Origin of the sequence: Lachnospira pectinoschiza (assembly GCF_020564355.1) — a bacterium.
In the GTDB taxonomy this organism is placed as follows: Bacteria; Bacillota; Clostridia; order Lachnospirales; family Lachnospiraceae; genus Lachnospira; species Lachnospira intestinalis.
Map to the genome: position 1 here is coordinate 121,918 of NZ_JAJCRR010000002.1, position 23,563 is coordinate 145,480.

At 40.8% G+C, this 23,563-nt stretch carries 17 protein-coding genes and 1 riboswitch; of the genes, 16 read left to right on the plus strand and 1 reads right to left on the minus strand.

Features of this window, described 5'->3' with window-relative positions; all coding sequences use genetic code 11:
- Positions 1-171 precede the first annotated feature (171 nt).
- From LI288_RS14280 to LI288_RS03910, 7 genes are all read left to right on the plus strand, one after another.
- Positions 172-297: a hypothetical protein gene (locus LI288_RS14280; protein ID WP_022431086.1), complete on the plus strand. Its 126-nt coding sequence runs from the start codon at positions 172-174 to the stop codon at positions 295-297.
- Positions 298-427: 130 nt separating this feature from the next.
- Complete coding sequence (locus LI288_RS03885; RefSeq protein ID WP_022431088.1) at positions 428-658, plus strand: hypothetical protein; 231 nt, start codon at positions 428-430, stop codon at positions 656-658.
- Between the two features lie 54 nt (positions 659-712).
- Entirely contained in the window at positions 713-2,440 is a 1,728-nt protein-coding gene (locus tag LI288_RS03890; protein WP_022431089.1) for an Hsp70 family protein, read from the plus strand.
- Positions 2,433-3,488, plus strand: coding sequence for a hypothetical protein (locus LI288_RS03895; RefSeq protein WP_227089503.1), 1,056 nt, complete (start codon positions 2,433-2,435; stop codon positions 3,486-3,488). The genes LI288_RS03890 and LI288_RS03895 overlap by 8 nt, the downstream gene beginning before the upstream one ends.
- Positions 3,489-3,656: 168 nt before the next feature.
- A complete protein-coding gene (locus LI288_RS03900) occupies positions 3,657-5,102 on the plus strand; it encodes a carbon starvation CstA family protein (protein WP_022431091.1) in 1,446 nt (481 codons plus the stop codon).
- Positions 5,103-5,307: 205 nt separating this feature from the next.
- Complete coding sequence (locus tag LI288_RS03905; RefSeq protein ID WP_022431092.1) at positions 5,308-6,315, plus strand: hypothetical protein; 1,008 nt, start codon at positions 5,308-5,310, stop codon at positions 6,313-6,315.
- A gap of 118 nt (positions 6,316-6,433) precedes the next feature.
- The gene (locus tag LI288_RS03910; protein WP_320055218.1) at positions 6,434-7,201 is read left to right on the plus strand and encodes an ECF transporter S component; all 768 of its coding nucleotides are present in this window, start codon (positions 6,434-6,436) and stop codon (positions 7,199-7,201) included.
- Between the two features lie 153 nt (positions 7,202-7,354).
- Here the strand turns inward: LI288_RS03910 and LI288_RS03915 are convergent, their stop codons facing one another.
- Positions 7,355-9,007, minus strand: a complete 1,653-nt coding sequence (locus LI288_RS03915; protein ID WP_227089504.1) for a sensor domain-containing diguanylate cyclase — start codon at positions 9,005-9,007, stop codon at positions 7,355-7,357.
- 229 nt (positions 9,008-9,236) lie between these two features.
- Here LI288_RS03915 and hcp point away from each other — a divergent pair, with 229 nt between their 5' ends.
- The 9 genes from hcp (at position 9,237) to mgtE (ending at position 23,379) form a co-directional block, all read left to right on the plus strand.
- Positions 9,237-10,910, plus strand: coding sequence for a hydroxylamine reductase (hcp, locus tag LI288_RS03920; RefSeq protein ID WP_227089505.1), 1,674 nt, complete (start codon positions 9,237-9,239; stop codon positions 10,908-10,910).
- Between the two features lie 312 nt (positions 10,911-11,222).
- Positions 11,223-12,941 carry a HAMP domain-containing methyl-accepting chemotaxis protein gene (locus tag LI288_RS03925; RefSeq protein WP_022431096.1) on the plus strand — a complete coding sequence of 573 codons (1,719 nt, stop codon included), beginning with the start codon at positions 11,223-11,225 and terminating at the stop codon, positions 12,939-12,941.
- Positions 12,942-13,070: 129 nt separating this feature from the next.
- On the plus strand, positions 13,071-14,750 hold the full coding sequence (locus tag LI288_RS03930) for an EAL domain-containing protein (RefSeq protein ID WP_227089506.1): 1,680 nt from the start codon (positions 13,071-13,073) through the stop codon (positions 14,748-14,750).
- Between the two features lie 206 nt (positions 14,751-14,956).
- Positions 14,957-15,400 carry an Hsp20/alpha crystallin family protein gene (locus LI288_RS03935; protein WP_022432860.1) on the plus strand — a complete coding sequence of 148 codons (444 nt, stop codon included), beginning with the start codon at positions 14,957-14,959 and terminating at the stop codon, positions 15,398-15,400.
- 382 nt (positions 15,401-15,782) lie between these two features.
- Complete coding sequence (locus tag LI288_RS03940; RefSeq protein ID WP_227089507.1) at positions 15,783-16,367, plus strand: TetR/AcrR family transcriptional regulator; 585 nt, start codon at positions 15,783-15,785, stop codon at positions 16,365-16,367.
- Positions 16,368-16,381: 14 nt separating this feature from the next.
- The gene (locus tag LI288_RS03945) at positions 16,382-17,866 is read left to right on the plus strand and encodes a DUF6937 domain-containing protein (protein ID WP_022432858.1); all 1,485 of its coding nucleotides are present in this window, start codon (positions 16,382-16,384) and stop codon (positions 17,864-17,866) included.
- Positions 17,867-17,869: 3 nt separating this feature from the next.
- Positions 17,870-19,234: a glycoside-pentoside-hexuronide (GPH):cation symporter gene (locus LI288_RS03950; protein WP_022432857.1), complete on the plus strand. Its 1,365-nt coding sequence runs from the start codon at positions 17,870-17,872 to the stop codon at positions 19,232-19,234.
- Between the two features lie 32 nt (positions 19,235-19,266).
- A complete protein-coding gene (locus LI288_RS03955) occupies positions 19,267-21,651 on the plus strand; it encodes an alpha-galactosidase (RefSeq protein ID WP_227089508.1) in 2,385 nt (794 codons plus the stop codon).
- A gap of 63 nt (positions 21,652-21,714) precedes the next feature.
- A riboswitch (M-box (ykoK) riboswitch) is annotated at positions 21,715-21,884 on the plus strand.
- A gap of 163 nt (positions 21,885-22,047) precedes the next feature.
- Positions 22,048-23,379, plus strand: coding sequence for a magnesium transporter (gene mgtE / locus LI288_RS03960; RefSeq protein ID WP_227089509.1), 1,332 nt, complete (start codon positions 22,048-22,050; stop codon positions 23,377-23,379).
- The last annotated feature ends 184 nt before the right edge of the window (positions 23,380-23,563 follow it).

Here is a 23,563-nt window from a genome sequence, read left to right on the forward strand (position 1 = left end):
GGGGCGTGTGACTCCTTAAACGAAGAAATTAGAACCACCGGTAAGGCGGCAAAAAAGAGTGAGTATATTAAAACGTATTCACTCTTTTTTTATTGTCAGTGGCAAAGCAATATGATATAATTTTTAATTATAAGAAAAATTGCGTGAAAATATAGACAAAAAGGAAAGTATATGAAAAAAACATTGTCGGCGCTTATTAAAATCAGTTTTGCATTGGGCTGTGAAAATGATTTTGACACATTGTTTGCAAAAAAAGGCTATTCATCCATTCAGGAGGGTATTAATGAACAATTATAAAAGTTTACAGGTGTGGATGAACGATAAAAAAGTAGGTACGTTGGCAATGGCGGCAGGATATTCAGGAAATTGTAAATGAAGAACTAAAAGAATATATTTAAAATGCAGGGCACAGAAAAGGAGAACAAACATGATGAATCCGGCAGCAATGATGAAATTAATGAATGCAAAAAATAAATTTACGGCAAACCATCCGAAATTTGCAGCGTTTTTAAAGGCAGTTTTTTCAAGAGGAATCGAAGAAGGAACGGTGATTGAAATAACCGTGCAAAGACCGGGCGAATCACCGATAACATCGAATATTAAGGTGAAGGACAGCGATTTGGAACTGCTCCAGAGCTTAAAAGATATGGGAAACTAATTTAAAGCAGGAAATTAAAGGCAAAAAGATAAAGGATAAAAAGGGGGAGAAAAAATGGCAGTCATTGGCATTGATTTGGGAACAACAAACAGTCTGGCGGGCGTCTGGCAGGACGGAAAAGTAGTGCTGATTCCGAATGCATTTGGAGAGTATCTTACACCATCCGTTGTCGGCATCGGAAAAAATCAAGAGGTATTTGTGGGCAGTGTGGCAAAAGAAATGCTTGCAACACAGCCGTATGATACGTTCCGTGAATTTAAAAGAAATATGGGCACAAATTTTTTGTACGGAAACGGCAGAAAAAAATACCGTGCAGAAGAACTTTCGGCATTTGTATTAAGAAGATTAAAAGAAGATGCGGAAAAGTTTCTGGGCGAAGAAGTGACGGAAGCGGTTATCAGTGTGCCGGCGTATTTTGACGATAATAAGCGCAATGCCACAAAAAATGCAGGCAGACTTGCAGGATTAAAGGTAGAACGTCTGATTAATGAGCCGTCAGCGGTGGCATTAAAGCATCATACGGCAGAAAAAGGCGCAGAAAGCTTTATCGTGTTCGATTTCGGCGGCGGTACGTTAGATGTATCTTTGGTGGAAGCATTTGACAATGTCGTGGAAATACAGGCAGTTGCTGGAGATAATTATTTAGGCGGAAAAGATTTTAATGAAATCATTGCGCAGGATTTTTATGAGCAGAATCAGATTTCAGAAGCATATTTAACGAAAAATGAGCAGGAAAATGTTTTAAAAGAGGCAGAGGCGGTAAAAAAAGAACTGACCGATAAAAATGAAGCAGAGCGGCAGGTGTATATTAAAGGCGAAGCCTATACGCTGAAAATGACCAATCAGAGGCTGATCCATCTTTCAGCGGAGCTGTTTTCAAGAATGGCAAAACCAATCGCAAAGGTCATCAATATGGTGGGAATCGAATTAGAGGAACTCGACAAAGTTATATTGGTCGGTGGATCGTCCAAAATGCCCGTGGTACAGCAGTATATTAAAGGACTGCTTGGCGACAAAGTGCCTGTGGTACTGGAGGAAAATCCCGATGAGAGTGTAGCATACGGTGTCGGCATGGCAGCGGCGATTAAAGAACGCACCGGTGATATTAAAGATATGCTTTTAACGGATATCTGCCCGTTTTCGCTCGGTACGGAACTCTATGACGGCAGTTTTTCGCCGGTTATTGAGAAAAATGAAACACTGCCCTGCAAGCGGACGATGTATTACACAACGGTCCGTAACAATCAGATAACCATGAACTTTCCGATTTATCAGGGAGAAAATATAAAGGCATCGGACAATTTAAAAATTGGGGAAATAAACTTAAAAAGACTGCCGAAAGCACCGGAAGGAGAACAGGTTGTCAAGGTGACGTTTATTTATGACATCAATGGCATTTTAGATGTCAATATAGAGTCATCCGTTGAAAAAGTCCATAAAGTCATCGTCAATAAGCAAATCGGACTGTCGGAAAAAGAACTGGAAAAACGGGTGGAGCAGTTAGAAAAAATGCCGTTACACCCGTGGGAAAAAGAGGAGAACCGTCTGTTATTTGAAAAGGCGGAAAGACTGTATGAGCAGACGACACCAAAGAACCGTCAGGTTATTCAGGAGTGCCTGCGGTATTTTAAGGAACTTCTGATAAACACAAAAGGCAGAAAAGTACGGCAGGAATATGTACGCATTATGGCGATATTGGACTATATAGAGCAGAATCAGGTCGATTTCGGACCGTATGATGAAACGTTCTGGCAGAAAGAAGAGGAAGATACCGATGAATAAATCTATATGGGAATGGCTCGAAATTGAGCCGACAGGAGAAATTTCAGAGATTAGGGCGGCGTATGCCCGTCAGGTAAAAAAGTATCATCCTGAGGATACACCCGAAGAATTTGAGCAGCTTCAAAAAGCTTATAAAAGTGCGCTCAGACAGGCAAGAGCGGCAAAGCGGACGGAAACGGTGCCGCAGTCGGTACAGGAATCCCAAAAGTCCGGCAGTGGTTTTGAAAAACGGGATATGCCGGGATTTTTTGAAAATGCGGGAATGACAGAAGAACCGAATGTGCCGTCATGGGAAAATACAGGCAGTATGTCCGGTGTTACATCAGAACTGGGAGCAACACCGGATTTGGAAATTGCCGGTACGCCGGATGAAGTTGAATCTGAAATTGTATCTGATTCTGAATATGATTTTGCGGAAGTCGGAAAGGACGAACCGGAGCAGCAGTGCTTAAAAGAGATTGAATATATCATTATGAATCCGTATCTAAGAAACACGGAGGAAGCATGGAATATATTTTTTAACCGGGAACGGTATAGACAACTGTTTAAACAGCAGGAATTCTGCGAAAAAATGCAGGACAGAATCTGCCGGATGTGGGGGCTGCAAAGAAAAACACTGTTTCTTATTGAACAGCAGTTTAAAGCAGAAGGCTATGAGCAACTGATAGAGAAAAAAGAGTGGAAGCAGAAAAAATCTTTTATAAGAAATTTACACATTATTTCCTATAAAAACAAAAAGACACAGAAACAAAAAAATTTAAACAAGCTGCTGGAGAACCAGACAAACGGGTTAGAAGATTATATGGATCTGTATATGAATTATACGTCTCAGAGCTACGGTGCGGTATACGAAGAATACCGGATTAACCGGTGCCAGTTTAAGCAGATGCTCATTTCCATAATAATATTGATTTTATTTATGATAATAGGTATCTGTGCGAACCGGTCCGTACAGAAAAGTGCAGCCCAAAAAAGGCAGGAACAGCAGCAGGAGCGTTACGTTGACGGGCTTAAAAAATCCGTAAAAGTACAAAAAAGTAACCAATAGAATAGATAAAAATATTATAAAAAATATAAAAAATGCACAAAAAACGTCGAAATTTTTCGGCGCTTTTTTTGAACTAAATAGTTGCATTTTATCGAAAGATGACTATAATAATGATTAAGAGATCAGTACTGTGAACAATAGAATATTTAAAGTAAGGAGGGAAAAGCTATGATTAGTTTTTTCATTTGTCTGCTTCTTTTAATCGGCGGCTATTTTGTCTATGGTAAGGTTGTAGAGAATACGTTTGCACCGGATGACAGAGAAACTCCTGCGGTAAAGATTAACGATGGTGTTGATTATGTAGTAATGCCGCAGTGGAAACTGTTTCTGGTACAGCTCCTCAATATTGCGGGCTTAGGACCAATCTTTGGTGCGATGCAGGGTGCTTTATGGGGACCGGTTGTATTCTTATGGATTACTTTCGGTACAATATTTGCCGGCGGTGTACATGATTATTTTTCAGGAATGCTTTCAGAAAGAAACGAAGGTGCTTCTATTTCAGAAGTCTGCGGTATCTATCTGGGCGGATTCATGAAGAATGTTATGAGAATCTTCAGTGTGGTTTTACTCGTTATGGTAGGTACCGTATTCGCAGTAGGACCGGCCGGATTAATTGTTACATTATTTAAGAACGGCAATGTATCAGGAATTGTTGCAAGTACAGAATTCTGGCTGTGGATTATTCTTGCATACTATTTCATTGCCACATTTATTTCAATTGATAAGATTATCGGACGTATTTATCCGGTATTCGGTATCTGCTTAATCATCATGGCATTAGGTGTTATTATTGGTGTCTTTACACATTCAGATTATCAGATTCCTGAAATCTGGTCACACTTTACCAATATGCACCCGAAGGGAACACCAATCTGGAGCGTTATGTTTATCACCGTAGCGTGTGGTGCGATTTCCGGTTTCCATGCAACACAGTCACCACTGATGGCGCGTTGTATGAAGTCTGAAAAGCAGGGACATTTCGTATTCTATGGTGCGATGGTTGCAGAAGGTGTTATCGCATTAATCTGGGCAGCAGCAGGTTGTTCAATCTATGCAGTAACAGATGGTTTAAGTACTGGTTTAAGTGCCATTCTTGCAAATGGACAGTCCGCAGCAATTTACGATGTATGCTCTAAGACAATGGGCGGTGTCGGTGTTGCCCTTGCAATGATTGGTGTTATTGTATGCCCGATTACATCAGGTGATACAGCATTCAGAAGTGCAAGACTGGTTCTTGCAGACTGGTTTAAGGTTGACCAGTCTAAGTTTACAAAACGACTGATCTTATGTGTACCGCTTTTAGCAGTTGGTGCAGTTGTCGGACATCTGGATTATACAATCGTTTGGAGATATTTCAGCTGGACAAACCAGACACTCGCTATGATTGTATTGTGGACAGCAAGTATGTTCTTATTCAGAGAAAAGAAGAATTACTGGATTACCGTAGTACCGGCAACCTTTATGAGTGCCGTATCTATGACCTATTTCTTCTATGCACCGGAGTGCTTGAACCTCGGTACAACAGTAGCTTACCCGGCAGGTATCATTTTAGCAATTGTATTCTTTGGCATCTTCATGTATGCAACAAAGAAACAGCCAAAAGAAGCTGCATAACAGTAGGCGTTTAGAAAATCTGTAAATGCATTTTACAGAGGTACATAAAAGATAAAATAATTTAGATTAAAGGGGATGCCACATGAAAATAGTTGAAAGCAGACGATGTTTCGTGTGGCTCCCCGTCTTTATTCTTTGGTGAAATAATAGAAAGAATAGAAAGGACACACCAAAGAAACAATGACTGAAGGAAGGGGCTGGTTGTATGTTGTGGAAACCACGTTGTTTAGGAAAAGAATCGCTTGAAAAGGAAGAATTGGCGCAGGATAAAAAGCATTGTAGAAAGTTTGGACCATGCGGAGTGGGAGAAAAAGCGATTTATCTGAACAGTTTTTATTTTGAGAGAAGATATTACATTCCGCTCACTTCCGTAAAAAGAGTATTTAAAAGAGTTGCGATGAGCAAAGGCGGATTCACAGGAAAGGGATTATTTGCAACGATTCCGTATCTGGTTGTGGAATATGACAATGGCGAAGAAAAGCAGTGCAATTTCAAATTTGAAGAAAATGTCGATTCTTTATTAGCCTATTTAAAACAGACACATCCTGAAATCCGGCTTCACAGCGCAGAAGCGGAAAAAAGACTGAAAGAAAAAGAACGTCTTGCAGCAAAGAAAAAAGCAAAGGTTCTGACAAAAGAAGCACAGGAGAATATTGCCGTATTAGAGAATTGTATGCAGTATCTGAATAAGAATGAAGAATTAAGTATTGCATTAAGTGCAGGGGCAAAAAGAAAAAGAGTGTATGACAGAAGTAATCCGGCATATAAATGGGTAGCACTCAGCATTACGCTGTTGGGAGCAGCGGCATTGCTGTATGGTATCTACGCATTGATTACACATGCTGGATTTGCAATGTATTTCCTGTTGTTTGGACTGGCTTCCATTTTCTTCTTTTCCAGTGCCAATGTTTTACCGACTGCAAGAAACAATAAAAAGTACATTGAAACACATTTGGAACAGGCTGTTGATGAAATGCAGCAGTACATCAGACAATATCCGGACTTTCCGGTTCCGGCATGGTATGCACATCCGGTCGTGTTAAAGAGAATGATTGATATTATGCAGGAAGGTCGTGCAACGACCATCGAAAAGGCACTTGAAGTTTTAAAGAGTGATTTAAAAGCATTAAATTCCAGCGTGGCAGTAGAGCAGGAAGAATATGATGAAGTTATGGCAATCAAGCCGATGTTTTTAATTCGTGAGTATCAGTAAAGTAAACTGACCATAAAACAAAAATAAACTGGCTATATAAATAAAATTCAAATTGGTACTTTTATAATTGCCAGTAAAAGCTTATTCTTATCCGAAGCAAAAGGAACGGAGGATGAGGATGATGAAAAAGTCAGGAAGTATTATTGAAGCAGCTGCAGGCGCTGTGATTTTTGTAATCGGTCTGGTATTGTGTTTTCACAATTATGTACAGAAGGGTAACACGGCATATGCAGTATCATTATTAGTTGCAATTGCAGGTGTGATTGTATTGATTGCGGGTATTTGTAATATCGTGTCCAAGGGAGAGCGTAAACCGGTTGATACAAAGGTATTGGCGCAGGCAGCGCTGTGTGCAGCATTATGTTATGTAGGTGCAACATTTATTAAAATTGATGTTCCGGTCGGAACAGAGAAAACAATGTTTCACTTCGGTAATGTCTTCTGTGTTTTAGCGGCATTGTTAATCGGTGGTGCATGGGGCGGTTTAGCCGGAGCAGTCGGTATGACAATCAGCGATTTGACAACGGCGTATGTAACGAGCGCACCAAAGACCTTTATTTTAAAGCTTTGTATCGGTCTGATTGTGGGATTTGTAGCACATAAGCTGTTTCATCTTTCAAAAGACCATTCAGCAAAGTATGTAACCGTTGCAACGATTGTATCAAGTGTATGCGGTATGGCATTTAATATTGTGGCAGACCCGGTTGTGGGATATTTTTATAAATCCTATCTGCTTGGTGTTCCGCAGGACCTTGCCAAGGCACTTGCAAAAATCGGTGCGATTACAACATCGGTTAATGCAGTCATAGCAGTGATTGTAGCAACGATTATTTATCTGGCATTACGTCCGGTAATGAAAAAGACAGGAATGCTTCGGGAATTGTAAAAAAGTTGGAAACTGACATAGAATTAAAAGAGGAACGATATGATAACAGATGAGGTAAAACTTTGATAGTATCATATCGTTCCGCTTGTTTTATACTGACTGTTTAGAATATAGAAAGTGCGTGATTAAAGCGGTTGCACGATGGGTTGTCCTTTAATTGTAATTAAGATAGTAGGTGTTCTTGCCCAGTTCTTTCGCCTGATACATCGCTGCATCAGCACCCTGTACCATATAGCTGTAATGCAGCTGACTGCCGTTTTCAGCAAAAATGCCGATACTGCAGGGAATAGACATTCGTTCACCGGTTTCTAAGTTTATAAGACCTTCCTGTAGTTTTTCAAAAACTGTACGGATTTCATTTTCAATAGTTGTCTTTGAATCGACTGCGGCAAGGCAGAAAAGAAATTCGTCACCACCGTTTCTGCCAACAATTCCGTTAATGTTTTCTTTTAAAATAGAGGCAACAAAGCGGATAACGCGGTCGCCTTCCTGATGTCCGTAGAGTGTATTATAGTCACGAAAATTATCAATATCCAGAAAGCCGACGGCAATGCGGGTATGTGTGTCGTTTGCCTGTTCAATCATAGCATGTATTTTATTTTCAATGGCATTTTTATTGAAAAGCTGTGTCATCGGGTCTAACTGTGTTTTTTTGGTAAGATATCGTTGATATTCCTGCTGATGTACTTCATTGGCTTCAGCATAGGCTAACAGTGCATTAATTTTATTGGATAAATTACCAAGTTCATCATTTTTATCATACGGAATACGTAGTGCATAGTTTTTTTGCAGCTGGACATTTTCAAGCGTGCCGGAAATCAGGTGTACCGGTTTGGTTATTTTTTTCGTAATCAGGTAATGTACCAGTAAAAGGACAACGGAAGTCCAAAGAACTGTTGTGCCAAGCAGGATGCGGTAGGCAGTTTTCATTTTCTGATAAGAACTTAAATCAATAGTAATAAAAATCATCCAGTCTGTGTAATGAACCGGTGCATAATATATCGCGTATTCATTTCCGGAAACGTTAAAATAAAATTGTCCGGAAGTGTTAGAACGATTGGTGCAGGATAAATGTTCAGTAATTTTCTGCCATATGGCGTTGTCATTGGCATCAGTCAATGAATCGGAAGTAGATTCATCCGGATTGCCGGCAGTGATAAAAAAGTTATTGTTATCAATAAGATAGAGCAGCCCGTTTTCCCATAAAGTTGTATTGGAGCGGTAGTTATCAAAGTATGAAGTCGGAATTTCTTCTACAACATAGCCAATTATGTTTTGTGTATTAAGGTCAAAAATACCGGAGTATGCAGCAACAACAGTAGTCATTTCACCATCAATTAACCGCTGGTAAGCATCGGAAATTATGAAATTGCCGTTTAAAGAGTCTGAATCAGCATGGGCAAAATAATCTGAAGTTGAAGCAGTAATATTTTCACTGGATGCAACAATGTTAAAATTGGTATCAATAATGAAAAGACTCTGTAAAAAATCACAATGGGTTTTTCGCTCCCATAACATATTATTAATATAGGAAATGGAATCATCATCTGAAATGCTGCCATCCAGACTGGAATGAACAGCATCCTGTATCATTTCATACTGGGTAATCATATCAATCGTATCTCTACGGGCTTCACAAAAACTCTCGATACTGGATATGGTAGATTCACTGATAAAGCGCAGATTTTCCTGCATCATGCTTTTAGTGTTTTTATTATTCTGTACAATCATGACAGAAGCAAAAATATAAAGCGGAATCAGTGAAGCTGTCAGCAGGATAATATATAAAGTGTGTTTAATTTTCATATGAAATCCTTTCATTTGGTCTGCAATAAATAATAGTAATGATTATCAGATAATAGTATATTGGTACTATAATATAGTATTTTGGTAGGAATGTCAATGGAGAATACAGGAAATCATAAAACTTTAACAAATTAGATTTTATAAACAGTGTATGCAGTTTCAAAGAATGTCAATACTTATATATTGAAAGAACGAATATACCGCAATTGCGGTAGGAATGGAGAGGAAAATGAGTAATAACATGGATTTGGGGTATGAGATGTTCTGCTATCAGTGCGAGCAGACGGCAAACGGAAAAGGCTGTACGAAAATGGGTGTCTGTGGAAAGACACCGGAAATCGCAAATTTGCAGGATTTGCTGATTTATCAGGCAAAGGGAATCTGCTGTTATGCAAAAAAATTATTGGAAACAGGGGAACATGCGCCTAAAGAAGTGGTGCGTTTTTTGGAAAACGTTCTTTTTACAACGCTTACAAATGTAAATTTTGATGCAGATGTACATGTGGAATTATTAAAGGTATCGCAAAACATTAAGGAAGAATTGCGGGAGCAGACAGAGGCAGAAATCAACCGCCCGGCAGCAGTTTATAATCTGCCGGAAACGAAAAGTGAAATGTTAAAAGATGCGCCGATGGCAGGAATTATGTATGACAAAGAACTTGACGAAGATATCCGTTCATTAAGACAGACGATTCTTTATGGATTAAAAGGCATCAGCGCATACGGACATCAGGCAAGAGAACTGGGATATTACAGAACACAGGTCGATGATTTTTATATTTACGGACTGGAAGCACTTACAGACGATGCGCTGACGGTGGAAGAATTAATTCGGATGACGATGCGTACCGGTGAAATGGCATTAGAGGTAATGAAACAGTTAGATGAAGCGAACACAAGCGTTTATGGCAATCCGTATCCGCATAAGGTGAGTGTTCGTAGAAAAAAAGGACCGTTTATCATCGTATCGGGACATGACTTTAAAGATTTGGAAATGCTGCTGGAACAGACCAAAGACACAGGTATTAATATTTATACCCATGGGGAAATGCTGCCGGGTCACGGCTATGAAGGATTGAAAAAATATCCGCATCTGGTGGGCAATTTTGGCGGTGCATGGCAGGACCAGCAGAAAGAATTTGACAATCTGCCGGGCTGTATTTTAATGACAACAAATTGTCTGATGCGTCCGCGTGAGGGGTATAAGGACAGGATTTACAGCACCAATGTTGTCGGCTGGGAAGGAGTAAAGTATATTCCTAAAAAGGAAAACGGCGAAAAGGATTTTCATGAAATCATTGAACAGGCATTGGCATTAGGTGGATTTTCCGATGATGAAGAAGAAAAGGAAATTACAGTGGGTTTTGCACATCAGGCGGTGCTGACCTGTGCTGAAAAGATAGTAGAAGCCGTAAAGGACGGAACAATCCGCCATTTCTTTTTAATTGGCGGCTGTGACGGTGCCAGACCGGGAAGAAATTATTATACGGAATTTGCAAAAATGGTGCCGCAGGACTGTGTGATTCTGACACTGGCATGTGGAAAATACCGGTTTAATAAGCTGGACTTTGGTGAAATTGCCGGATTGCCGCGTCTGATGGATGTCGGACAGTGTAACGATGTTTATTCGGCGGTACGCATTGCCACTGCACTTGCCGATGCGTTTAATACCGATGTAAACGGACTGCCTCTTTCCATGATTGTGTCCTGGTATGAGCAGAAAGCAGTAGCGGATTTGCTCGCACTGTTAAGCCTTGGCGTCAGAAACATTTATTTAGGACCGACACTCCCTGCCTTTTTAAGCCCGAATGTATTGCAGTATCTGGTGGATACGTTTCATATCCGCGCAATCAGCAACGCGGAAGATGATATTAAGACGTGCCTGAAGCAGAATATTGCATAAAGCGCTTAGAATTTTCGAGAGTTGTTTATATTATAGGAAATAAACAACTCTCAAAAAATCCTGTTATGGAAAGAGAACAACAGGCGGAAATTTTAAAATCCATATTAGATTAGGCTTCAAAAAAACAAAAAAAAACAAAAAAATACAAAAAAAAATAAAAAATTTTATTGCATTTCAAACTAGATTGTGATATTTTTTAAACAATCTCCTGAGAGACAATTATAAAGCTGGGGAATTTCGGTCGTTTCTGAGCTTTTTACAATGAAATTCAGTAAAAAAATTCATTCAAAAAACGAAAGAAAGGGAAACCATATGTCAAAGTTAAAAAAATGGATAGGTAATTTAAAAGTTGCAGCGAAATTGAAGGTATATCGGACGTCGGTATTAGTTATGACAGCGTTTTTCGTACTGGTGGCACTTGTATCGACATTAGTGATTCGTTCGAATATACGTCATATTACGGAAGTGTGGTCTCCTTCACTTGAGTATCTGCAGGAATTAGAAACAATGACTGCTAAGTATAGAATCAAGCAGTATCAGCATCTTGTAGAATCAGATGCCGCAGCTATGGCTACGTGTGAAAAAGAAAATGATAATATAGAAAGTCAGATTAAAGACGCGACAGCTAAGTTAGGTGAGATAATTAATTCAAATAAGAAAGCACAGCAAGGAAAAGCCGATTACGAAAAGGCAACTTCTGCGTGGGAAGAATACTTATCAACTTCAGATGAAGTATACAAATTGAGTAGAGATAATAAACAGGCTGAAGCAGCGAAGATTATGATCGGAAGTGCATATGAAAGCTATATGTCATTTGTAAAACAATTAAATACATTACATGATGATTTCCAGGTGGAATTAGATAATGCGAAAACACTTGCCAACATCTGTACTATTATTATTTTTATTGTCATTATTGTAACAGGAATCGCGATTGCAGTAGTTGCAACAGTTATCGGAAAGATAATTACAGATTCAATAACAGAACCGGTACAGCAGATAGATGCAGCAGTTGCCAGTCTTAGAAAAGGTGAACTGTCTAATATAGAAATGCTTACTTACGAATCAGATGATGAGTTCGGAGATACAATAAGAATGCTGAAAGAAGCAATGAATATTCTTTCAGATTATGTCCGTGAGATTTCTCAGGAGGTTAAATTGATAGCTCAGGGTGATTTGACAAGAAATGGTGATGATATTACACCGTTTCTGGGTGATTTTTCAGAATTGAAAGAGTCACTTGTATATATTTTAAAACGATTTAACAGTACATTGTCAGAAATTAGCGGTATTGCTGAACAGGTTACACATAACGCAAAGGAAGTTGAAAGTGCATCAAAGTCTTTATCAGATGGTGCAACGGAACAGGCCGGAGTTATTCAGGAATTGAATGCAACAATAGATACAGTTGTTGACCTTGCTGTAGATACTGCAAAGGAAACAAAAAATGCATCTGAACGTGTAAAAGCTTCTGCGAACAAAGCGAATGAAGAAAAGGAAAAAATGAATGTTCTGTTGACAGAGATGGAACATATTACAGAAATATCTAAGGAAATAGGTAATATTATTACAGATATTGAAGATATTGCTTCACAGACTAATTTGTTAGCTCTTAATGCTTCGATAGAAGCTGCCAGGGCAGGTGAGGCAGGTAAGGGCTTTGCGGTAGTAGCAGATCAGATAGGAAAACTTGCTGCAGACAGTGCTAAGTCAGCGGTAAATACAAGAGATTTAATAGATAAAACTTTAGTTGAAATTCAACGAGGAAATGCAGTTACAATTACAACGGCAGAAGCTTTCAATCAGATTATTTCGGACATGGATTCGTTTGCAGAAATGGCAGAGAATACAATGGAGAAAGCCAATGCACAGGCAGAGTCATTAGAGCAGGTCGGACAGGGAATTGAACAGCTTTCAGGTGTTGTACAGAGTACAGCAGCATCATCAGAAGAGAATACAGCAATTAGTATTAATCTCTCAGAGGGTGCAGATAAGATGAATGAGCGTGTAAACAGATTTAAGTTATTCTAAAGGTTAAAAGAGAATTATAATGATATTGGGGCATAAAAGGCCTGATTCCACTTATGAGCAGGTTCATGTGGGGTTAGGACTTTTAACTCTGGTATCTTATGATACGATTAGGAAAGAAAGGTTCTTGTTGTGAGTGAGAATATATTTAAGGTATTTGGTGAGCAGACAAAAGAAACTTTATTAGAAATAATCGCAAAATGTATGGATGACTATCTGTATGTATATGATTTGCAGAATAATACAATGGAGTTGTCTGAGTCGGCTGTGGACCGTTTTATGATATCCGGAAATGTTATAAATGACGTTACGAATATTCTTTTACAGGTAGTCTATGAAGAAGACCGTAAGATGCTTCAGGAGCATCTTACGGCTATATGTGAAGGAAAAGAAAAGGTACATAATCTTCATCACAGATGGCTTGATAAAGAAGGAAGGCCGGTATGGATTAATTGCCGCGGTATTGTGATAGATGATTCACAGGGAAAACCACAATATCTGGTTGGATGTCTGAATGAAACCGGGAATCAGAGGAGAGCAGATAATGTCACAGGATTGCTTGGAGGACTTGAATTTAACGCATATATGCGTTCTCAGAAGAAACGCCTTTCTAAGGGATTTCTTATGCATATAGGAATTGATGATTTTGGAGCAATCAATAGTTCCCGCGGAGCGGCTTATGGTAATCATATTTTGAAAAGTGTAGCTGACTGCATGAAGGAATGTCTTTCTGATAAACAGAGGATATATCATCTTGTAGCCGACCAGTATGTGATTGTTGATTTGGAACATTCTTCAAAGGACTATGCCGCGGAGCTTAAGAAAAAGATAGATGACAGACTGTATAAGTTTATAGTATCTGAAAACTACGAGGCTGTTTTTTCGATTTCGGTAGGTGTTGTGGATGCGGTAACATTTTGCGAAGGCTACGAGGAGTGCCGCAAGAAATTTGCATTTGTCCTTAAAAAAGCCAAAAAAATGGGAAAAAATGGATTCTATATATTTGATGATAACGACTACGAGAGCTTTTTAAGAACAGGAAAGATAGTAGCGGCACTCCGTAATTCTGTTGTGAATGGATTCAACGGCTTTGAGGTGTATTACCAGCCAATTGTGGATTGCAGCTCAGAGCGGGTTATTGGTGCTGAGGCACTTATGCGTTTTTCTATGATGTCCGAAGAAGATACAGAGGTTATTTCACCGATAGAATTTATTCCGTTACTGGAAGAAACTGGATTAATTATTCCGGCAGGAAGATATATATTAGATGAAGCAGCAAAAACGTGTTGTGAAATGCAGCAATATATTCCTGATTTCAAGATAAATATAAATGTTTCATATGTTCAGATTATGCATGGCAATGTTGAAAGAGATATATTGGATGTGATTAAAAAGTATGTTTTAAAGCCGGATTCAATATGTATTGAAATGACCGAAAGCGGATTTATGGATATGACACCGGCATTCTGTAAGTTCAGGAAAGCGTTGGATGAGAATCATATCAGCTTTGTAATTGATGATTTTGGAACGGGTTATTCTAATTTTCATTGCATACGCGACATGAATCCCAGCTATGTGAAAATGGATAGGGATTTTACTGCAAAGGCGATGAATGATGCAAGAGATTATGAATTGTATAAAAACATCATTCCGATGGTACATAGTATTAATGTCAGGATATGTGCAGAGGGCATTGAAAAAAAAGAATGGAGCCTTAAAATGAAAGAAATGCAGGTTGATTATTTACAGGGATACTATTATGGCAGACCCTGTGAAAAAGAACAGTTTATTCAACGATATAAATGTTCATAACAGCCGCAGGCTTTTTGACGGATCATCTGGTACACAAAAAATTAAAAAAAATTAGCACTCACCTATTGACAGTGCCAATAATAAGTGCTATAGTACAACTAGAACAAAGGAAAGGAACAAATAAAGAAATTGAATTTGTTTTAAAACATCCCGGTTCCAGAGTAACAGGTAAATGAGCAGCGATTTTAGAAAAGGAGAGATGACTTATGTTAATGCCTAGTATTTTTGGAGAAGATTTATTTAATGATGATTTTATGAATGGATTTAAGTTCCCGGATGTAGACAAGGTTCTATATGGTAAGCACGCTTCTAATGTTATGAAAACAGATGTCAGGGAAACGGAAAGCGGTTATGAAGTAGATATTGATTTGCCGGGCTTTAAGAAAGATGAAATCAGTGCCAGCCTTGAAAATGGCTATTTGACCATCAGTGCTTCTAAAGGTCTTGACAAAGATGAAGAAAAGAAAGACGGCAAATATATCCGCAAGGAGCGCTATGCCGGCGCAATGAGCAGAAGCTTCTTTGTTGGTGAAGACCTGACACAGGAAGATATCAAGGCAAAATACGAGGACGGTATCTTAAAACTTTCTGTTCCAAAGAAAGAAAAGGCACCGGTCAAGGGTGATAAGTATATTGCCATTGAAGGATAACCTGTAACTGTAAATTGTGACTGTACAACTTATAAGGCATTTTGATGAAATGTCAAAAATGCTGATAAATAACCCTATATAATAGGTAGAAAGACTCCACAGCCGGAGAAATTCATAGGCTGTGGAGTCTTTTTATGTAATACAAAACTATCAGGGGCAAAAGCCTAAAATCATTGCGGTTGTCAGGTGCAAAATATAGTGGAAGATTATGAAAAATACGAACAAAAATATGTGATACATGCACAAAAAAATAAAAAGAAATACATATAAAAATGGCAATTGCGCACAAAAATAAAATATGATATAATAATGGAAACTAAAAAATAAAAAATAGTTTCCAACAAAAGTACTACACAAAACACAAACGGAGAAGGAGGGAACGATGAAAGAAAGTATACAGGAACAAAAACTGCAGCAGAAGATTTTAGAGGGTACGATAGAAGCCTTTAATCAAAAGGGATTGAAATTCACCATGGATGACCTTGCAGGAATCCTCGGCATGAGCAAGAAAACCATATATACGGTCTTTTCAGACAAGACTTCACTGTTTCTTTCCATGGTTGATTACCTGTTTGATACGATAAAGGAAAGCGAGCGTGCCATATTGGAAAATGAAGCATTGTCCACAGTGGAGAAAATCAGGGCAATTCTCGGTGTCATGCCGGACAGCTATAAAGACATTAATTTTGCGAAGCTGTATCTGCTCAAGGAAAAATATCCTGAAATATACACAAGGGTAGAACAGCGGCTGGAAGGCGGCTGGGAAATGACGATGGGACTGCTGGAACAGGGAATAAAAGAAGGATGTATCCGTTCCGTGAATTTATCCATTTTTAAATTGATGATGGAAGCCGCACTGGAGCAGTTTTTCCAGCGTGATATTTTAGTCAACAGTGGACTTTCCTATACGGAAGGGTTAAGCGAAGTGGTTGGCATTTTACTGGACGGAATCGAGAAAAAGGCATAGAAAGGGGCAAGGTTATGGAAGACAAATCAAAAATGATTTACGGCAATGAAATCGGCCGCAAGGCATACAGAAATGCCATTCATTCTAAGAAAAAATTTATCAAAAAATATGGCGATGATACCGGCACAAAATATCCGGTGCGGCTTCGTAAAAATGCGGTGCTTGGCGATACGCTTGGCATTGTCGATGTGCGTGTTGCCAAAAAGCACGGCACAGCCGGAGAGAAAAATCAAACGATACCGTTTGATACGGAAAAAGGCATTATTGTGGGAAATATCCGCATGGGCTTCGGTCATTACCGCATTTCCATGGCGATTGCTTCGGCGGCACATGCAATGGGCTATGTACCGTACTGGATGGATTTGAATTCTTATGAAGATACGACCTGTACAAAGGTTATCCGTGCGCAGAATGATTTATACTCACTGGGGTCAAGATTGTCCCAGAAAAGCCGTCTGTTTAACCGGTTTGTCTGGGAACCGATGAATTACGAGGGCTTTAGAAAGCTTTCTTACAATGCATCAGACCAGAAAAATGCGGAACTGATGGCAGCTGTATTTGCAAATGTGCCAAAAGAAATTCCGGTCATTGCCACACATGTATGGCCGGCGCAGGCGGCGGTGCATGCGGGCATGAAGCGTGTTATCAATGCCGTGCCGGATAACTGGCCAATGGCATTGCATTTGTCGGAGGGCAGTATTCATACGGTGCAGACGCGTTTTGCCTACCAAGGCTACCGTATTTTAAACGGCATGGATAAAAACAAAGTGTTAAATCCAATGCCAAAGGACAGCCTTGTGTATACAGGCCACTACATTGACCATGAGCTGGTGCAGGGAATCGAAGAAGACTGTGCGGCAAGGCGGGCGCGCAAAATGCAGAAAAAACCGATGCGCTTTCTTTTGACGATTGGCGGTGCGGGTGCGCAGAAAGAAATTTTTGCGGAGATTATCCGTTATTTAATACCGCATATCAGGGACGGACGTGCTGCACTGTATGTCAATGTGGGCGATTATAAAAATGTATGGGAGCAGTTAAAGGCAGAAATTCCGCAGATGAAGACACTTTCTTGTGAACATTTTAACAACTGGGAGAATACAAAAAAGTTTGCAGAGGAAGCCCTGACGGGAGAAGTCACGGGAATCCACGGATTCTGGCATGAAAATATATTTGAAGCGGTTTACTGTACCAATCTTTTGATGAGAAGCTGTGATGTGCTGGTTACGAAACCGAGCGAACTGGCATTTTATCCGGTGCCGAAGCTGTTTATCAAGCGTGTCGGTGGACATGAACAGTGGGGTGCAGTCCATTCGGCAGAAATCGGTGACGGTACGCTGGAATGTCGTGACACCGGTCATACACTGCAAATGCTGGAGTTGTTTTTAAATGAAGAAACGCTGTTATTTCAGATGTGTAACTGCATTGAAGCCAATAAAAAAGCAGGCATATATGATGGGGCATACAAGGCGGTGGAACTGGCAGCCGCAGAAAGTAGGTAAGGTATGTTAAGTAAAAGGGAAATGGCTTCTTACGGACTGGGTGCCGTGGGAAAAGACATGGTTTATATGTTTTCGGCAAGTTATATTTTGTATTATTATCAGGATATTTTAGGCGTCAGCGCGATTGCAATGGGCATGATTTTAATGGCGGCGCGCGTGTTTGATGCGTTTAATGACCCGGTTATGGGGGTTATTGTGGCAAAGACAAGGACACGGTTCGGGAAGTTCCGGCCGTGGCTGTTTGTGGGAACGGCGCTCAATGCCATCGTGTTGTATCTGATGTTTGCGGCACCGCCTGCATTGGACGGCGGCGGGCTGGTAGCCTATGCGGCGGTTACATACATTTTATGGGGTGTGACCTATACCATGATGGATATTCCGTACTGGTCCATGATTCCGGCATTTACGCAGGGAGGAAAGGAACGTGAAAATCTTTCCACGCTCGCACGTTCCTGCGCCGGGGTCGGTTCTGCACTGGTAACGGTTATCACTATGCAGTGCGTCTACTTTTTCGGAAACGGCAATGAAAGAACGGGCTTTAAGTGGTTTGCCCTGATTTTATCCGTATTGTTTTTTGTATTCATTCTGATTACCTGTCTGAATATCAAAGAAAAATCAACGGTTGATGTCGATGCGCCGTCCATAAAGCAGATGTTTAAGGCATTACTGCAAAATGACCAGGCAATGACGGTTGTTATTACCATTGTGCTGATTAATACATCGGTATACATTACGTCCAATCTGGTGATTTACTTTTTTAAATATGATTTCGGCGGTGCGGACTGGTACAACGGCTATACGCTGTTTAACACCTTTGGCGGTGCAATACAGATATTGTCGATGATGATTCTGTTTCCGTTACTGCGTAAATTTTTAAATACAATCCGCATTTTTTACGTGAGCTTTGCCATGGCGATAGCAGGATATTTAGTGCTGCTGGTGCTTGTATTTACAACAATGTCCAATGTATTTATACTGTTTATTCCGGCATTTTTCATCTTTGCGGCAAACGGCATGTTACTGGTGCTTACAACCATTTTCCTTGCCAATACCGTGGATTATGGTGAATTAAAAAATAAGCGCAGGGACGAGAGCGTGATTTTTTCTATGCAGACATTTGTTGTAAAATTAGCTTCCGGTGTAGCGGCACTGGTTGTATCCGTGTGCCTGTCGCTGAGCCACTTAAGTCAGGATACGGCAGTTGTGGCGGGAGAAGCCGCACAGGCAGGCGGTTCGCTGGTCGGACTGCGTATGACAATGACGGTGCTTCCGATTGCAGGACTGTTACTTGCTGTGTTTTATTTTCACAAGAAATATATTCTGACAGAGAGTAAAATGGAGGAGATTAACAATACACTGCGGGCTTAAAAGGTATATATGATAAAGAAAGGATTTCCGATATGATTACGATAGAAAAAAATCTGTATGCACTGCATACACGGCATACGTCTTATGTATTTTGTGTCATGGAGAGCGGACATCTGGAGCATTTGTATTATGGAAGGCGGATTCATGCACAGCAGACCGTAATGATGGAAAAAAGGGCATTTCTTCCGGGCAATACGATTGCGTATGACAGCAGTTTTGAAAATCTTTCATTGGAGGATTGCTGTCTTGAAATGTCATCTTACGGAAAAGGCGATATCCGTGAACCGTTTATTGAAACAGAATGTGCGGATGGCAGTACAACGGAGGATTTTTTGTTTGAGAGCGCACAGATTTCCGAAACAAAATGCGGCTTGCAGACACTTCCGGGTGCATATGATGAAAACGGCAAATCCGAACAGCTCAAGGTCGTTCTGGCAGACAAAGAAGGAAAAACAAAGCTGGAACTGTATTATGACGTATACGAAGACTGCGATGTGATTACAAGGCGCGCTGTTTTTAAAAATGAAGGAGAACAGCCTGTGAAGCTTAGGCGGCTGATGAGCATGCAGCTTGATTTACACCGGGCAGACTATGTGCTTTCAACATTTCACGGCGCATGGACACGGGAAATGAACCGCAGTGAAGCCGTGCTTGAAACCGGAAAATATGTCAATGAATCCTTTACGGGAACGTCATCGAGCCGTGCCAATCCGTTTATCATGCTTGGCAGAAAAGAAACGACCGAGGACACCGGAGAGTGTTTCGGAATAAATCTTATTTACAGCGGCAGTCACTATGAAGCTGTAGAGGTGCAGGCAGGACGTACAAGAATCGTTTCCGGTATCCAGCCGAAAAATTTCTGCTTTACGGTTGGCACAGGTGAAGTTTTTGAAACACCGGAAGCGGTGCTGACCTATGCGGCATCAGGTTATAATCAAATGAGTCACCAACTGCATGATTTTGTGCAGGAGCATGTTGTTCGCGGCACATGGAAACGGAAACTGCGCCCGGTGCTGTTAAACAGCTGGGAAGCGGCGTATTTTGACATTAACGAAAGGAAACTGCTACGCCTTGCAAAGGCGGCAAAAGAAGCGGGAATCGAACTGTTTGTCATGGATGACGGCTGGTTTGGAAACCGGAATGACGATAAGAGTTCCCTTGGGGACTGGTATGCCGATGAAAAGAAGCTGCCGGGCGGACTTTTGGGAATTGCGCAGAAAATCAAAGCACTTGGACTGGATTTTGGTATCTGGGTAGAACCGGAAATGGTGAGTGTCAACAGCCGTTTGTATGAAAAGCACCCGGACTGGGCAGCTACCGTTCCCGGCAGGAATCATTCCGAGGGCAGAAACCAGCGGATTTTAGATTTAGCCAATCCGCAGGTGCAGGAATTTGTCATTGAAGAAATGAGCCGTGTTTTTTCCGGTGCGGATATTTCTTATGTCAAATGGGACATGAACCGGATTTTCAGTGATGATTATTCACCGTATCTGCCGCCGGACAGACAGGGTGAAGCGGCACACCGCTATATCTGCGGGCTGTATCACTGCATGGACGTATTGACAAAACGTTTTCCGGATATTTTATTTGAAGGCTGTGCGGCAGGCGGCAACCGCTTTGACCTCGGCATTTTGTGTTATTTTCCGCAAATCTGGGCAAGCGATAATACAGATGCGGTCAGCCGCGCGCAGATTCAGAACAATTACACTTACGGCTATCCGCCGTCCGTGCTTAGTTCACACGTTTCAGCAAGCCCGAATCACCAGACACTGCGCCGCACGCCGCTTGAAACACGCTTTGCCGTGGCGGCTTTCGGGAATTTGGGTTATGAATGTAATTTCTGTGATATGTCCAAAGAAGAACTTGAGGCGGTGAAAGCACAGATTACCTTGTATAAAGAAAAGCGGGAGCTGTTCCAGCGGGGAATTTTTTACCGCGGCAGAAGTTTTTCGGACAGGGATATCCGTGACAGCAGTGTACTGTCGGCGGGCGGCGGCAGTCTGATGGAGTGGAACTGTGTCAAAAAAGATACTTCCGAAGCGGTCGGATTGCTGATGAATAAACTTGCGGTGGCAAACACGCCGCATACATGCTTTTATGCAAAGGGATTAGACCCTGAAAAGCGGTATCATTTTTACAATCGTGCGTTAAAGTACAATATTAAGGATTTCGGGGATTTGGTCAACACCGCATCGCCGGTGCATATCCGTCAGGATTCCCTGATACAGCACTTCGCTGCCAAATGGATTAAAATAAACGGTGAGCGGGAGGACTACAATGTATTCGGCGATACGCTGATGTACTGCGGTGTGCGCTTAAAGCAGGCATTCTGTGCAACGGGACTGAATGATGAAGTGCGTTACTTCCCGGATTTCGGCGCAAGGCTTTATTTTATGGACGAAGAAAAAACACGGTAAGTATGATTTTTACGAAAAAAGCAGTTGACAGATTTTATTTTCTGTGTCTATAATGAAAAAAACGAAATACTTCGGTAGGTGAGGTTACCACAGGGATTTGGATTTTCCTAAGGTTGCTGCCGCAAATTTGTGGAGACACAAATCGTTGGTCAGCAGGCTATGTCGGTTTAAGGCATAACCTAATGCAACTAATATGCCCTGTGATGCTAAAGCTTGGACGACGGAAGCACAGCGCCAGATAAAGAAACAGGTGCGCAAAGATTAAGATTGAATTTCAAACTCCGTCGTCAGACGGAGTTTTTTTAGTATTAAAGGAGGTGAGGCAAATGGATTCGGGCGTCAGTTATCATTCGGAAAATTTACAGAATACGGATACGACAGAAGGGAGCATAGAAAATGGAGAAGAACATTTTTATGGAACTTCTGGCAGCAAGAGAATTCAAAGCAATCAGAAGCATTTTAAATGTGATGAATGCAGTAGACATTGCCTCACTGCTGTCAGAATTTGAAGAAAAGGAACTTGCACAGGCATTCCGTCTGATTCCGAAAGCAAAGGCAGCCGAAGTTTTTGCCAATATGAGCAATGCAACACAGAGCTGTCTGATTGATGCTTTCACGGAAACGGAATTAAAAGAAATCATAGACGATATGTTTATGGACGATACCGTGGATTTACTGGAAGATTTACCGGCAAATGTCGTAACAAGGATTTTATCCAATATCAATCCGCAGAAGCGTGCGCAGATTAATATTCTGCTGGATTATCCGCAGGACAGCGCAGGCAGCATTATGACAACAGAATATGTGTCACTCAAGCGCACCATGACCGTAAAGCAGGCAATGGCACATATTAAAGAAGTAGGAATCCACAAGGAAACGATTTATACCTGCTATGTGCTTGAAGCGCGCAGACTGGTAGGCATTGTGACCGCCAAAGACTTAATGGTGGCAGATGACGACAAAACGATTGAAGAACTTATGCGGACAGAGATTATTTTTGTGCATACGGGCGATGACCAGGAGCAGGTCGGACAGTTATTTTCAAAATATGATTTGCTGGCACTTCCGGTTCTGGATACCGATGAATGTATGGTCGGAATCGTCACGGTCGATGATGCACTCGATGTTGTGGTTGATGAAGCGACAGAGGATATGTCACTCATGGCAGCAGTCAATCCGAGTGAAAAATCTTACTTTGAAACACCGGTGCTGACACATGCCAAAAACAGAATTGTGTGGCTTTTGGTGCTGATGTTATCCGCTACGGCAACGGGCGTGATTATCACACACTATGAAAATGCGTTTGCGGCAGTGCCGATTTTAGTATCCTTTATTCCAATGCTGATGGATACAGGCGGTAACTGCGGTTCACAAAGTTCCACGCTGATTATCCGTGGGATTGCACTGGGAGAAATTACCTTTCGTGATATTTTTAAGGTGATGTTTAAGGAATTCCGGATTTCAATTATTGTCGGTGTGATTCTGGCACTGGCAAACGGGCTTAGAATCCTGCTGATGTATAAGAACTTTTCACTGGCGGTTGTCATTTCAATTTCACTGGTTATTACAGTTATTTTTGCAAAGCTTATCGGCTGTATTCTGCCACTGCTTGCAAAGAAGCTGCATTTTGACCCGGCAATTATGGCATCGCCGCTGATTACAACGATTGTGGATACCTGTTCAATACTGATATACTTTAATGTGGCAACGGTGGTATTCCATTTATAATTAAGGTAAGTGCAAATATGTGAGGACACGGACAGAGAACAGATTTTTATCGGATACGAAAATTACCGTGGATTGCGGATAAGAACGGGTATGACATACATATTTTGCAATATACTAACAGAGTAATATGGTGCAGAGGTGCGAAAAAATTTGAAAAGCACTGAAGGAAAATGCAAAAAAGTGA

Bases quoted from the DNA above. Each gene is read 5' to 3' on its own strand.
- LI288_RS03950 (WP_022432857.1), top strand. From the start codon at position 17,870: ATGTTAAGTAAAAGGGAAATGGCTTCTTACGGACTGGGTGCCGTGGGA.
- mgtE (WP_227089509.1), top strand. From the start codon at position 22,048: ATGGAGAAGAACATTTTTATGGAACTTCTGGCAGCAAGAGAATTCAAA.
- LI288_RS03910 (WP_320055218.1), top strand. From the start codon at position 6,434: ATGATGAAAAAGTCAGGAAGTATTATTGAAGCAGCTGCAGGCGCTGTG.
- LI288_RS14280 (WP_022431086.1), top strand. From the start codon at position 172: ATGAAAAAAACATTGTCGGCGCTTATTAAAATCAGTTTTGCATTGGGC.
- LI288_RS03935 (WP_022432860.1), top strand. From the start codon at position 14,957: ATGTTAATGCCTAGTATTTTTGGAGAAGATTTATTTAATGATGATTTT.
- LI288_RS03915 (WP_227089504.1), bottom strand. From the start codon at position 9,007: ATGAAAATTAAACACACTTTATATATTATCCTGCTGACAGCTTCACTG.
- LI288_RS03940 (WP_227089507.1), top strand. From the start codon at position 15,783: ATGAAAGAAAGTATACAGGAACAAAAACTGCAGCAGAAGATTTTAGAG.
- LI288_RS03925 (WP_022431096.1), top strand. From the start codon at position 11,223: ATGTCAAAGTTAAAAAAATGGATAGGTAATTTAAAAGTTGCAGCGAAA.
- LI288_RS03955 (WP_227089508.1), top strand. From the start codon at position 19,267: ATGATTACGATAGAAAAAAATCTGTATGCACTGCATACACGGCATACG.
- LI288_RS03905 (WP_022431092.1), top strand. From the start codon at position 5,308: ATGTTGTGGAAACCACGTTGTTTAGGAAAAGAATCGCTTGAAAAGGAA.
- LI288_RS03885 (WP_022431088.1), top strand. From the start codon at position 428: ATGATGAATCCGGCAGCAATGATGAAATTAATGAATGCAAAAAATAAA.
- LI288_RS03900 (WP_022431091.1), top strand. From the start codon at position 3,657: ATGATTAGTTTTTTCATTTGTCTGCTTCTTTTAATCGGCGGCTATTTT.
- LI288_RS03895 (WP_227089503.1), top strand. From the start codon at position 2,433: ATGAATAAATCTATATGGGAATGGCTCGAAATTGAGCCGACAGGAGAA.
- LI288_RS03890 (WP_022431089.1), top strand. From the start codon at position 713: ATGGCAGTCATTGGCATTGATTTGGGAACAACAAACAGTCTGGCGGGC.
- LI288_RS03945 (WP_022432858.1), top strand. From the start codon at position 16,382: ATGGAAGACAAATCAAAAATGATTTACGGCAATGAAATCGGCCGCAAG.
- hcp (WP_227089505.1), top strand. From the start codon at position 9,237: ATGAGTAATAACATGGATTTGGGGTATGAGATGTTCTGCTATCAGTGC.